We start from the raw sequence: 13232 nt of genomic DNA, 5'->3' as shown, positions 1-13232 counted from the left end.
GAACGCTGCTGCGTCGCGGCGTCCGTCAAGAACGGTTCAGGTACTCGCGAGATGAAGCGCGGAAGGCGGGTGCATCGTGGCCTCCGTCGAGAGCGGGCCAAGTACTCTCAGCATGAAGCGCGAAACGCCGCTGCCTCGCGGGCGTCCGTCAAGAGCGGGCCAGGTACTCGCGACACTAAGCGCGGAAGGCCGCTCAGCGGCGTCCGCCAAAAACAGCCTTACATACTCGCGACCAATAGCTCTTCAGCATTGCTCGGCGGACGCAAACCGTCGGTCCTGTCCGCGAAGTAGCGCTGCGTGAGATCTGCCGCCGAAACGTGCCGGGCCTGCGTGAACCCGGCTTCGTACGCAAGAGCCAGCATATCCGCCGGCGTGAAGAAGCTGAGAAAAGGCGTGCCGCTTGCGAGCGCGCCCTTCTCCGCCATTTCCAGTCCGGGGCGTACCTCGGGGTCTGCCATCTGCAGCGGCAGCAGGAAAGTCATGGCGAGCGTCGATCCGCGCGCGAAGGCCGCGACTTCGCGCAGCGTGGCCGCGTTTGCATCGCGTGTCAGATACATGCTCACGCCCGTCGAGACCACGATTGCCGGCTTGCTGCTGTCGAAGCCCTCGGCCATCAGCCGCTCGCGCCACGCTTCGCCGGCCTCGAAATCGACCGGCACGAAACGCAGCCACTGTGGAATGCCGAAGCCGAGCTCAATCAGCCGCCGACGTTTCCACGCCTGCGGCACAGGCTGATCGATCTCGAACACGGTGAGGCGTGAAGCAAGCTCGGGCCTGCGCTGCGCAAAACTGTCGAGGCCCGCGCCAAGTATCACATACTGATCGATTCCGTGCGCGGCCTGCTCGGCCACGAGATCTTCGATGAAGCGAGCGCGAGCCACGATCGATGCGCGAAACGGACGCGTGAATTGCGGGTCCATGTCGCCGCGCTGACGCCAGTCGTCGCCAGGAGACAGCAGCTTCAGCCCAATGGAATCGTCGAAAACATGCGGCGCGGCGTCTGCCTCGGTATGCAACGCACGCCACAGGGCGACGCGGGCCGCGGTGCTGTCGGGTGCCAGCTCTCGCTCTTCGTTCATGATCGCCGATCCTCCTCATTTATGCGATGCGTGTGCTTCGCTTCATCGCCGGCTGGGGGAGCAGCAGCACAGAGCGCAGCACCGCAGTCTCAGTACGCGGCAACCCACGCACGGAAAGCTCCGCGCCATAACCTCTGCTCTGCGCGCCCAGCCCGCAGCAAACAAAAAGCATAGCATCGGCACACAACACCATACAGATCCCCACCGCGCCGAATCGCCACTCAACATCCGATCCCTTCGCATCTCTATGCGATCATCCTATGAACCAGACCAGACCTCAGGGAGATCGCCATGAGCAGCAGATGGTTTTCGAACTTCGCGAGCTATCTTTCGACGATGACCGGCCGGCCGGGCACCTTCGTCATCGCCGTCTCGCTCGTGATCGTGTGGGCCGTTACGGGGCCGTTCTTTCACTACAGCGACACGTGGCAGCTCGTGATCAACACATCCACGACGATCGTCACGTTCCTGATGGTCTTCCTGATCCAGAACACGCAGAACCGCGATACGGCCGCGATGCAGATCAAGCTCGACGAACTGATCCGCGCGATCGAAGGCGCGCATAACGCACTGCTCGATCTCGAAGAACTGGAGGAGAAAGACCTCACGCGCTTTCGCAAACAGTACGAAAATCTCGCGAAAGATGCGCGCGTCGCGCTGCGCAAAGGCGGCAGCGATACCGATTCGCCGTTCGTCGACAATCGCGACATGAGCGACGAAAAGCGGAGCGACGACGACCGCCATCGTGACGACGACAAGCAAGACAAGCGAGACACACCAAACCCACACGAGCGAAAAAACTAGCGCACGTTTCCTAACGCGACGCAACGCAACGCGGCCAGGCGAGGCGAACCACGCACCCATCGATAACAGCAAAGAAGGCCGCTTCGCCTCACCGCACCACCGCGTCTCCCTTCAAACGAAACACGGCCACCGCATCGTTCAACTCGCGGCTCTGCTCCTCAAGCGACACCGGCGAAACGTCGAGCGCTTGCCGCGCACCGACGCTCCTCCGCCGTGCAGGCCCTTGCGAGACGCGCGGGCAATCCCTGTGAATTCCGTTTAAGATCGAACGCTTCGCGCGGCCTCACGCGCGCTCGCGCGTCGGCACCTGATCCGCCTTACGCCAACCACGCTGCAACAGAAAAACCATGAACATCGCTCAAGCCGTTGTCCCCGCTTTCGCGCCTGCAAGTCCGCTTCCCGTACCCCTGGCCTGACCCGCGCATGCTCAGCTATACCGGCGGTCTCGTCCTCGTCGCGGCCCTGCTTCATGCAAGCTGGAACGCGTTGCTGCACGGCAACCGCGACCGTTTCCTGTCGATGACGTGGATGAGCATCGCCATCGCGGCGGTCAGCACGGTCATCGTTCTGTTCACGTCGCTGCCGGCCGCCGCGGCGTGGCCGTATGTGGTCGCATCGGGGCTCGTGCATATCGGCTACAACGCGAGCCTCGTGCACGCGTACCGACGCGGCGATCTGGCGCAGGCGTATCCGGTCGCGCGCGGCTCGTCGCCGCTTCTCGTCACGCTCGGCGCGGCGCTCTTCGCTCACGAGGCGATCGGCCCGCTGCACGCGCTCGGGATCGCGATGATCTCCGGCGGCATCATCGCCATTGCACTGCAAGCGGGGCGCGTGTCGCGCGCGGGCGTGCTGGCCGCCTTGACGACCGGCGCGACCATCGCGCTCTATACGGTGATCGACGGCATCGGCGTGCGGCTGTCCGGCGGCGAGGCGCTTGCCTACACCGCGTGGATGTTCCTGTTCTACTGGCTGATGCCGCTGCTGTTCATCGCGAGGCGCGGGCTGCCCGCGCTGTGGATGCCGATACGCTCGGCGCCGGCGGCGGTCGGCTCGTCGCTCGTGGGCGGGCTTGTGTCGGTGGCGGCGTACGGCATCGTGATCTGGGCGATGCAGTCGGGCGCGATGGGCACCGTCTCGGCGTTGCGCGAGACCAGCGTGGTGTTCGCCGTGCTGATCGGACGCGTGTTCCTCGGCGAAACGGTCAACGGCAAGCGCTGGCTTGCCTGCGTGGTGGTCGCGGCCGGCGCGGTTTGTCTCGGGCTCTGATGCTCAAGCCCTCGCCGCGCCGCCGCGCTTGCCGCACTTGCCGCACTAGCGCCCATTACATCGGCGGCGCGACGCCATCCTTTTCGACGACCACGCGCTGAGCGACATACGCGCCGCCCTGCGATGCGGCGGTTGCCACGACGAACACCTTCTTGCCCGGCGTCAGATCCGAACGGGCAGCCGGCGTGAAGGTCACGACAGGCACGTTCGGCGGCACCGTCACCTCGTTGCTGCCGCCCTTGTACGAGAGCTTCAGGTTGCGGCCGCTCGTGCCCTGGACCACCGTGTCGACGTTCGCATTCGTCATCGTGCTGTTGGGGCCGAGGTCCCAGCCATAGTGACCCTCGCCCGTGCCGCGCGCGGCTTCGGGGAAGACGACGACTTCGGTTGCCGTGAGCTTGCCGTCAGTGCCGGTCGTCGCGGCCGTGCCGACGAACGAGCCCGGCTTGATGTCGGAAAGCTGCATCGACTTGACCGCCGACACGGCGACAGCCGGCTTCAGTTCAATCGATACCGTGTCGCCGCTGCGGCGATGCACCTTCAGCACGTCGCCGTCGAGCGAAACGATATCGCCGCGAATGCGCGACGGTTTGGCGGCGGGCGTCTGTGCGAGCGCGGCGCCGGCAAAGGCGAGCGTCGCGAGCGTGATGCCGATTTTCAGGCGAATAGACATGAATGAATGCTCCGTGAGAAACGATCGAAAACGATCAAAAAAGAACTGCAAAGCGGGGACTGCAAAACGACAATGCAAACCGAAACTGCAACACCCTGAACGGCCCGCTGCAAATCACGAACCGCCGAACCAGTTATAGCCCTGGTTCTCCCAGTAGCCGCCGGGATAGTCGTTCGTCACGCTGATCGCGACGATATGCTTCGGATTCTTGTAGCCGAGCTTGGTCGGCATGCGCAGCTTCATCGGGAAACCATATTTCGGCGGCAGCGTCTCGCCGTCGTAACCGAGCGTGAGTTGCGTCTGCGGATGCAGCGCCGTCGGCATGTCGATGCTGGTCCAGTAGTTGTCCGCGCAATGAAACGACACATATTTCGCGGTCAGATCGGCGCCCGCTTGCTTGAGGAACGATGCAAAGCGCACGCCGTCCCAACGGCCAATCGCACTCCAGCCTTCAATGCAGATATGGCGCGTGATCTGGCTTTCCTGCGGCAACGCGCGCAGTTCGTCGAGTGTCCACACGCGCTTGCCGTTGGCAAGGCCGCTCACTTGCAGCCGATAGCTCGCGGCGTCGACCTCGGGTACGTCGTCGATATCGTAGAACGCGTTGAACGGAAACGGCCGCGTGATCATCGACTCCGGATAGGTCGGCGCGAGCGTAGTCGGACTGAAGAGCAGCGCCTGCACGTCGTCGTTGAAGGACGACATCTTGCGCAACATGCTGTTCACGGACTTGTCGTTCGACAGATCGCAGCCCGACAGCATCGCGATTCCGCCGAGCGTGAGAATGCGCTTGCCGAGCAGGCGGCGTGCGGGATTCTTGAGCTCGTTGCGCGCATCCTTGATGATGCTCTCGGCATGCGACGAAGCAAATTCGCTTAGCCTTCCTGACTTGTTTCGAAGCGTCATGATCAGCGCCCCCGAATCATTATGAGAAGCGAGCGCGGCACCAGCGCGACCATCGCCACATGCACGACGAAGAACGCCACCAGCACGCTCATCCCGACGAAATGCACGACCCGCGCGTTGTCGTATCCGCCCATCAGCGTGCGCAGCAGCGGGAACTGCACGGACTTCCAGATCGCGAGCCCCGACAGGATAACGAGCACAATATCGACGATCACCACGAGGTACGCGAACTTCTGCACCGCGTTGTAATGCGCGAGGTCGTCGTGCCCGAGCTTGCCGCGCAGCGCGGCGGCGAGATCGCTCATCAGCGAGCGCATGCTGAGCGGCAACAGCTTGCGCTGCAAACGGCCCGAAGCAACATTGAGCGCGACGTACACGGCGAAATTCGCGACCAGCATCCACATAATCGCGAAATGCCATTGCAGCGCGCCGCCGAGCCAGCCGCCCAGCGTGATGGCGGCAGGAAACCGCACACCCGCGAAGATCGGCGAAGCGTTATAGATCCGCCAACCGCTCATCACCATCAGCGTGACGGCGAGCGCGTTGACCCAGTGTGAGATCCGAACCCATGCGGGTTGAATCGTGGCATGACGAATTCTGGCGTAATTCAAGGCGGCCTCGTGGTGGATAGCTGCAAAAAATCGGCACTGTCATGGGCGTTAACAGCGCGTGTGGGCAGCTATTCCATCGCACGATAAATTTATTTCGGCTCCACCCTTCATACGCCAAACGGATACAGGTCCGGCGCGCGTTCGGTCGCGCGCGTGGCCAGCGGCTCGACGGCGCGCGTCGTGTCGAACCAGACATAGGCATCGAATTGCTCGGGCAACACGGCTTCCGCATAGTGGCTATGCAGTTCGGTCTCGGGCCGGTAAATCACGCCGATAAAGCGTTCGAGCCGCGCCTCGCTCAAGCGCGCGCGCAGCAGCGCGTCCGCGCCGTTCGACAGGTCCACGACGCAGCGCGGCTCGCCGGACGCATGAAACTGATACTCGTAACTGTCCTCGCGTGAAGGCCGCACCGCCTTGATTTCCATCGGTCCGTCCCAGTCGGACGCGGCGGCGACGTCGCCAGCATGCGTGCCGAATCCGATCAATGCCGCGGCGTCACCGAAACGTTCGCGGCATAGCTGCCCCACGTTCAGCTCGTTGCGCACGCGGCCCATTTCGGTCGCGGCCGCGTTGCCGATGTGCGAGTTATGCGCCCACACCACCGCGCGGCTGTCGGGGCCTTGCGAGTCGAGCAGGCTTTCGAGCGTCTCGAACATGTGCGTGTCGCGCAGGTTCCAGCTTGCGGCGGAGCTGCGGTACATGGTCCGGTAATAACGTTCCGCCGATGCCACGAGCCGCGCATTCTGCGTCGCATCGAACCAGTGCTCGCCGTCGACGTTGGCCTCGTCGAGCCGTTTGCGCAACAGGTCCTGCAACTGCTGGATCACCGCATTCTCGCAAGTCCTGAAGCCCGCCGAAAACGCCGCGCGTCCGTACACTTGCGGGTCCTTCTGCCACGGCGTGAGGCAGCCGTAGCGCTCGCGTGCGATCCTGGCTGCCTCGGGATCGGTGCGATCGAGATAATCGAGCACGGCGGCAATCGACGCCGACAGGCTATACATGTCGAGCCCATAAAAACCACAGCGCCGCCCGTCGCTCTGCTGTTCGTTATGCGCGCGCAACCAGCGGACGAACGCCGCGAACTCTTCGTTGCGCCACATCCATACCGGGAAGCGCTGGAACGGCGGCTCGCCGTTGCGCGGCTCGCGCGCGCGTGCGTAACTGTCGATGACCGCGGCATCGGGCCAGTCCGCTTCCACTGCGACGATCATGAAGCCATGCCGCTCGACGAGCCGCCGCGTAATCGCCGCACGCGCCCGGTAAAACTCCGACGTGCCGTGACTGCATTCGCCGAGCAGCACCACTCGCTTCGTGCGCAGATGATCGAACGCGTCGGCGAAGGTTTCGTCTTCGGGCTCAGGCAGCGGACGCGCGCTCGCTGCGATCAGGCCGGCGAGCGAATGGGGTTGGCGCTGGGTTCGCGCTTGCTTAGGCGTTGGTCTTTGCGTTGGTCTTTGCGTTCGCCCTCGGGTTGGCCCTCGTTCTTGCCCCTGCGGCTCATCCACCGAAACGCCACCACCCGCTTCACTCGACTGCTCAGCACCCGCCGCCGCAACGCCGTCTTCCTCCGGCCAGCCCTGCTCGCCGATCAGCGGCACGAAATGCACGCCGCAGATGTCCTCTTCGTCGAACTCCGTGTCGCTGCGGCGCGTGACCTTGATAAGCCGCTGCGTCTCCGTCGACGCCCCCACGGGCATCACGAGCCTGCCGCCGATCGCCAGTTGCTCGCGCCACGCCTGCGGCACATCGGGGCCGCCGGCAGCCGCGATGATCGCATCGAACGGCGCCGCGGCGGGCCAGCCGCGCGTGCCGTCCGCGTGATGCACGACGACATTGTCGAAAGCGTGCTCGTGCAGCGCTTGCCGCGCGCTGTCGGCGAGCGACGCATGCCGTTCGATGCTGTCCACGTGGGCCACGATCCGCGACGCGACGGCCGCCGCATACCCCGAACCGGTGCCGACATCGAGCACGCGATCGCCAGGCGACAACTGAGCCGCCTCCAGCATGCGCGCGACGATCACCGGCTGCGAGATGGTCTGGCCATCGTCCAGCGGCAACGGCGTGTCGCTGTAGGCAAACTCGGCAAGCTCCGGCGGCACGAACAGATGCCGCGGCACCTCGCGCATCGCGTCGAGCACGCGCGCATCGCGCACGCCGCGCGCGGCGATCTGGCTTTCGACCATCTGCTGCCGCGCTTCGTCGAACGCCTCTTCATTGACTGTCGATTCGTCCATCATGGGCCTTCACGCATCACGATGCCATTGCGCGGCACGCTTTCGCGCACGCGCGGCACGACGCAGCACAATCCTTGCAGTGCTGCGCTTCGTGCTTTTCGCATTCCGCTGCGCAGGCGTCGCAAATGTCGGCACACATGCGGCAGATCGTGGCTGCCTCGCTGCTGCCGCGCGCCATCGCAGCCGATGCGAAGTGGCAAGCCGCCGCGCAATCGATGTCGAGTTCGATGCATCGGGTCATGTCGGCCACGCCCTCTTCCGCGAGGCAAGAGCCGGCGCAGTGGCCGCAGGCGAGCGCGCACGCATCGCAGGCTGAAATACAGGACTGAAACTGTTCGTGCGTCATGGTGACCTCCATCTGACGAGTCGAATTTTCAATCGACGACGCAACGCGCTCTCGCGTCGCGCGTCCTGCATGATGAGCAGCAAAGCGCATTCCGGCTGCGGTTTTTCTGCTTGGGCAGCAGCGTCGCGCCGCAGTGTTTCGGTGCCAATGCGCTCGCGATTCGCAGGCGCGGGTATTAGGCAAACCTCGCGTGCCGATGCGTGTCAGCGCCGCAGATTTCTCACGTCAACTTCGGCCAACGTCAGTTGCACGGTCTTGCCGCTTTCCCACGCGTTCGCGCCCTTCACGACTTGCGGCTCGGCGATGTCGGCGCGCTTGCGTCTCTCTTCGACGGTCGACGTGCGAAACCGCGTGTCGCGCGCGTCGAGCATCGGCGGATTGATCTGCCCGTCGCGTGTGAAGCCCATCATCAGTTGCGGGATGCCGAGCGGCAGGCTCGCGTCGCGGTCGATCTGCCATGTGTGCCAGGTCTTGCCGTAGGTCGTCACGAGGTCCTGCATCAGCGCATGTTCGGCGAGTTCGGGAATGCGCGGCGCGACGAGTTCGCCCGACTTCACCTCGTAATGATGGCTGTGCCAGAGCTTCTTTTCGTCGTCGGGCAGCGATTTGAAAATGCGCTCGCTGACGATGTACTCGATGCCGATCAGCTTCGCGTTGCTCTCGTTGGAATCGAAGATCACGCACTGGTGAAAATCCTCGGTCACATGCGTGCAGAAGTGATGCGCCTCGACCTGGCGGCCCATGTCGTCCGCGTAAAAATGAAAGCCGTTCAGGTAGGCGCTCATCGCGTCGATCGGCTTGCGGTTCTGCAAGACGTCGGCGCCCGCGTCGAGCGCCTTGCTCTTTGCGCTCTTTTGCGACCCCGGCGGCGGCACGCCGAGATTGTGCTGCGCCCGCGCCTCGGGCACGAAGAGGCTCGCGAACGGCAGCAGCAGCACGCTTTTGAGTATCGACGACGTGAAAGCGCGGCGGCAGCCGCACGCGGCAGGTCGGTTCATACGGGTTTCCTCCACGGATGGGCGCGGCCGGCGCGTGGCAGTCCGGCTTCGCGCGGCGGTTCGGTTTCAAGGCGAGGCGGCGCTGACGCGTCCGCACGGCGGGTTGCCTGGCGGCGGCGCCGTCGAAGGCTCAGGCTCAGGCCCAGCCTGATCAAAGCCAGCATCGCCTATGCCCAGCCGCGCGCGATTCGCAGCAAGCCGGCCGTCAGCCGACCGCCCGCCCGAGCCGCAAATCCCGCCAAGCCGGCGCGGTCCAAGCCGCCCAATCCCCCCAACGGCGGGCGATGCGCACGAACACACGGACAAAAACTATTGGATTTCTCTAGAGTTGATGGATCGCCGGCCAATGGCGGCTGGCGAAGCCGCGCTAACACGCAGCGCGGGTCATCCAGAGGAAACCAGGGAAAAACAAATGGGAACGTCTCTTTACAAAGATCGATCGACCGGCCAACACGGGCACGGCACCTCGAGGCTGCATCTATCCGGTGCGCCGCTGACACTCAAGCACACGATCCACCCCGAGCAGATTCGCGACAATCTGCCGGCGGGCCAGGGCGGTGTCGGCTTTCTCTTTCACGCTACAGACTGGGATACGCTTGCTTTCTCCTTTCACAATGTCAAAACCCGAAGCGAGTCATTCGAAGAAGAGCTTTGGCGCACCAAGCCTTTTATCGCGTCGCCGATCTATTCGGGCTCGCAGATGATCGGCGCGAACATTGCCTGCCCGGTGCCGCTCGAGCTTTGGCTCGGCAGTCCACGCGGCATCAAGCGGTTTCGCGAAACGCAATTCTTCCCCGCGCTGGAACTGGCGAGGCAGGCCGGCTTGAACATGGTGGCAATGGGCGCCTCGACGCCTTATGCCTGCAACTATGGGGCGCTGCCGCGGCAGACGAAGCCGCCCCACATCACCACGGGCCATGCAGCGACTGCGGCCATGCTGAAGGACTGGGCGATTCACTGCTGCAACGAACTCGACCTCGAGTTCGGCAAGACCAAGCTCGCGCTCTTCGGCGCGGCCGGACGGCTCGGCACCACGGTGGCGAAATATCTGCTGTACAAGGAAACACCGACGGAACTGGTGCTGATCGACCTGCCCGACAAGGTCAATCTGCTGGCGGACCAGGCGCGCGAACTGATGGCGGCCGACCTGCTCGGGCGCACGAAGGTATCGGTCCACACCTTCAGCCCCGACACGCCGTTGCCGCAGTTCGACGGCGCGATCCTCGCGAGCAGCACCAGCGTGCCGTATCTCACCGCCGCCGATCTGAAGCGCGCGCGCTTCTGGATCGACGACTCGCATCCGCGCGCGGCAAGCGTGGAAGCGGAACTCGCGTCGCGCGGACATACGCTATATATTGAATGCTTCGCGCGCGGCCCCGCCGGTCTCGATTCGAGGTTCCCGTTCCGACTGCCCACCACGCGCGACTGCTATACCTGTTTCGCCGAGGGCTATGCCGCCTGGCAGGAAGGGATTGCTTCGGACTTCATCATCGGCAGTCCGCCTGTGTGGTCCGTCTCCTATACTCATGGCCTGCTGAAAAAGTACGGATTCTCGGTCGGACCTTTTCACGGCAAAGACGGCTCGGCGATCAACCTCGATCTGGGCGTGACTGCAAATATGACTTGACCGGGTCGTCAATGTCTCTGGAGGCCAGATGATCATACCGCGCGAAAGCATGCAGGACGTGCTTGAACGAAGCCGGTTTGCAATTCGATGGGGAGGCGTACTCGGCCTCGTGTGCCACCCCATCTATTACCTGGTCTGGACTTACATCCTGCCGCAGCCGTACGACAACCTGGCGCTGCGTCTGAGCGCCGCGTTGCTCTGCATTCCGTTGATCTTCCAGGCGCGCTGGCCGAAGCGCTTCAACCAGTACCTGCTGATCTACTGGCACATCTGCCTGATCTACGTGCTGCCGTTCGTTTGCACGTTCCTGGCTATCCGGAATTCGTTCTCCACCATGTGGATGATGACGGAGGTCATGATGATCTTCATCATGGCGCTGTGCATCGACAACCCTTTCCTGCTGATGGGCTGCATCGGCATCGGCATGCTGTCGGGCGCATGGGCCGCGGTGGCCAGTTCGCCCGCTCCTATCGTGCTCAGTACGGCGAATCAATCGGATCTCGCGGTGCTGCCGGTCGTCGTGCTGTGCAGCATGGCCTTCGCTCATGCGATCAGCAAGGGACGCATCTTTGTCGAGAAAAATCGCGCGCTGCAGGCGCTCGCCGGGTCGATCGCGCATGAAATGCGCAACCCGCTCAGCCAGTTGAAGCACGTTCTGGATCGCGTCGAAGAAACGCTGCCCGCGCTCACCGAAACCGGCCGCGGGCCCGCTCTGTCCGGTGCAGGCGCGGGCCTGCTGTACCGGCATATCGCGCATGGGCAGTTGTCGATCGAGCGCGGCCTGCGCGTGATTGCGATGACGCTCGACGAAGTCAGCGCGAAACAGATCCGCTCCGACTCGCTCACTTACCTGAGCGCGGCGGCCACCACGCGCAAGGCGCTCGACGAATACGGCTTCGCGGATAAAAAGGAGCGCGGCAAGGTTCGCCTCGTCGTGCTCGAGGATTTCATGTTCAAGGTCGACGAAACCGTCTACCTGTTCACGCTTTTCAATCTGATCAAGAACGCGCTGCATCACATTGCGCCGCTTGCTTCGGCCACGCTCACGCTGACGGTGGACCGGCATACGGTCACGGTGCACGACACCGGCAGCGGCGTCGCGCCGGAAATCCTGCCGCATCTGTTCGAGCCGTTTCGCACCGCCGGCAATTCGGCCGGCACTGGCCTCGGGCTCGCGTACTGCCAGCGCGCGATGCGTGCGTTCGGCGGCAGCATCGCGTGCAAGTCGGAGCCCGGCAAGTTCACGCAATTCACGCTGCAGTTCCCGCCCGTCACCGAAAGCGAGGTCGCCGCGCACGAGCGCGCTGTCGTTGCGCGCGCAACGACGGTGCTCGACGGCAAGCACGTTCTTCTCGTCGACGACGACGCCGCTCAGCGCATGCGCACGCGACGCACGTTATCGAAGGTCGGCATGCAGGTGAGCGAGGCCGACAACGGCCATACCGCGTTGACGATGCTGCGCGAAGCGACGGCTTACGACCTCGTGCTGATGGACGTCAACATGCCGGTGCTCGACGGCTACACCGCCACCGAACAGTTGCGCGCGGACCGCGATCATCCGAACTGGAACGTGCTGGTTGCCGCGTACACGTCGGAGCCGGGCAACATCGCGCGAGTGCTGGCGCGCCGTGCCGGCATGGACGACATGATCAGCAAGTCGTGCAGCGTGATGGAACTGTTCACGTCGCTGCAGGCGCTGTTCGAGAACGGCAACCGGCGCCATCTGAACCAGCGCTTCGACGACTTCTCCGGCAAGTCGATTCTCGTCGCCGACGACGACACCTACAGCCGGCTCGTCGCCAAGGCGTATCTGGAGCGCTTCGGCGCGAGCGTCGTCGAAGCGGAGCATGGACAGGCGGTGCTGGAACGGCTCGATGAGGAGCCCGTCATCGACGCGATCGTGGTGGACATGAACATGCCGGGCATGGGCGGGCTCGAGACGGCCGCGGCCATTCGCGCACGCACCGACGCGCACGCGAGCGTGCCGATCATCGCGCTCACGAGCCAGTCGGATATTGGCTCGGTGCAGGCGTGCATGAGCGTGGGGATGAACGAGGTCATGGTCAAGCCGGTGCAAGGCGGGTCGTTGTACGCGTGTCTGACGAGGCAGTTTGCGCAACAGCGTGGTGGTGGCGGTGGTGGCGGCAAGAGTGGCAAAAGTGGCAACGGTGCCGGCGCTGCGGTCGAGCTGCGGCGCTTGCCGACGCTGCTCGACTCCGGCAACACGCAAAACGCAATCCTCGAGAACGATCTCCTCGACACGAACCATCTGCGCGAGCTGGCCGCGCTCGGCCTCATCGACGAGACGTTTTCAAGCGGTATCGAGCAGATTCGCACGCTGATTTCGCAGCTTCGTGCGCACGCCGCGGACCGCGACCTGGACGCCACGCATGGCGCGCTGCATCTGCTGCTCGGCGCGAGCGGCAACATCGGCGCGAAGGCGTTGCAGCAGTACACGCGGCAAATTTATCCACGCACGCTCGAAGGCGCATGGCCCGCGGAACCCGACTGGCTGGAACGGATCGGCGAACTCGGCGAGCGCTCGACCGAGGCGCTGCGTCGGTATCTCGAGTCGGTGACAGTAAGGCCTGGCCCGCCCGAATCGTCAGGCGATCCCGCGTCGGCAAGCGCGAACGGCATCGCGATGCGCGAGCATTAACTAAGACTAAGGCGTCCGCGTCAAACTAT

At 64.0% G+C, this 13232-nt stretch carries 11 protein-coding genes; 4 read left to right on the top strand and 7 right to left on the bottom strand.

From position 1 onward, the window contains the following. Window positions 1-218 precede the first annotated feature (218 nt). Entirely contained in the window at window positions 219-1079 is an 861-nt protein-coding gene (locus tag C8K18_RS04320) for a class I SAM-dependent methyltransferase (RefSeq protein ID WP_107706740.1), read from the bottom strand. A gap of 291 nt (window positions 1080-1370) precedes the next feature. Between C8K18_RS04320 and C8K18_RS04315 the strand changes: the two genes are divergently transcribed. Together C8K18_RS04315 and C8K18_RS04310 are read left to right on the top strand one after the other, a co-directional pair. Then, entirely contained in the window at window positions 1371-1883 is a 513-nt protein-coding gene (locus C8K18_RS04315) for a low affinity iron permease family protein (RefSeq protein ID WP_107706739.1), read from the top strand. Between the two features lie 423 nt (window positions 1884-2306). Beyond that, window positions 2307-3149 carry a DMT family transporter gene (locus C8K18_RS04310; protein WP_107706738.1) on the top strand — a complete coding sequence of 281 codons (843 nt, stop codon included), beginning with the start codon at window positions 2307-2309 and terminating at the stop codon, window positions 3147-3149. Between the two features lie 55 nt (window positions 3150-3204). Here the strand turns inward: C8K18_RS04310 and C8K18_RS04305 are convergent, their stop codons facing one another. From C8K18_RS04305 to C8K18_RS04280, 6 genes are all read right to left on the bottom strand, one after another. Further along, a complete protein-coding gene (locus C8K18_RS04305) occupies window positions 3205-3822 on the bottom strand; it encodes a hypothetical protein (RefSeq protein WP_006051789.1) in 618 nt (205 codons plus the stop codon). A gap of 114 nt (window positions 3823-3936) precedes the next feature. Continuing rightward, window positions 3937-4728, bottom strand: a complete 792-nt coding sequence (locus tag C8K18_RS04300) for a molybdopterin-dependent oxidoreductase (protein ID WP_006051790.1) — start codon at window positions 4726-4728, stop codon at window positions 3937-3939. Between the two features lie 2 nt (window positions 4729-4730). Further along, window positions 4731-5339, bottom strand: a complete 609-nt coding sequence (locus C8K18_RS04295) for a cytochrome b/b6 domain-containing protein (protein ID WP_258196054.1) — start codon at window positions 5337-5339, stop codon at window positions 4731-4733. A gap of 107 nt (window positions 5340-5446) precedes the next feature. Next, on the bottom strand, window positions 5447-7573 hold the full coding sequence (locus C8K18_RS04290) for a protein-L-isoaspartate(D-aspartate) O-methyltransferase (protein ID WP_107706825.1): 2127 nt from the start codon (window positions 7571-7573) through the stop codon (window positions 5447-5449). Window positions 7574-7589: 16 nt separating this feature from the next. Continuing rightward, on the bottom strand, window positions 7590-7919 hold the full coding sequence (locus C8K18_RS33610; RefSeq protein WP_082367054.1) for a four-helix bundle copper-binding protein: 330 nt from the start codon (window positions 7917-7919) through the stop codon (window positions 7590-7592). Between the two features lie 203 nt (window positions 7920-8122). Continuing rightward, the gene (locus C8K18_RS04280; RefSeq protein ID WP_107706737.1) at window positions 8123-8917 is read right to left on the bottom strand and encodes an OBAP family protein; all 795 of its coding nucleotides are present in this window, start codon (window positions 8915-8917) and stop codon (window positions 8123-8125) included. A gap of 412 nt (window positions 8918-9329) precedes the next feature. Between C8K18_RS04280 and C8K18_RS04275 the strand changes: the two genes are divergently transcribed. Both C8K18_RS04275 and C8K18_RS04270 read left to right on the top strand, forming a co-directional pair. After that, window positions 9330-10544, top strand: a complete 1215-nt coding sequence (locus C8K18_RS04275) for a hypothetical protein (RefSeq protein WP_181324808.1) — start codon at window positions 9330-9332, stop codon at window positions 10542-10544. 28 nt (window positions 10545-10572) lie between these two features. After that, complete coding sequence (locus tag C8K18_RS04270; protein ID WP_107706736.1) at window positions 10573-13203, top strand: response regulator; 2631 nt, start codon at window positions 10573-10575, stop codon at window positions 13201-13203. Window positions 13204-13232 lie beyond the last annotated feature (29 nt).

Origin of the sequence: Paraburkholderia sp. GV068 (assembly GCF_003058125.1) — a bacterium.
Lineage (GTDB): Bacteria > Pseudomonadota > Gammaproteobacteria > Burkholderiales > Burkholderiaceae > Paraburkholderia > Paraburkholderia graminis.
Note: the sequence above shows the minus strand (reverse complement) of the source record. Positions and strands in the feature narration are given on the sequence as shown.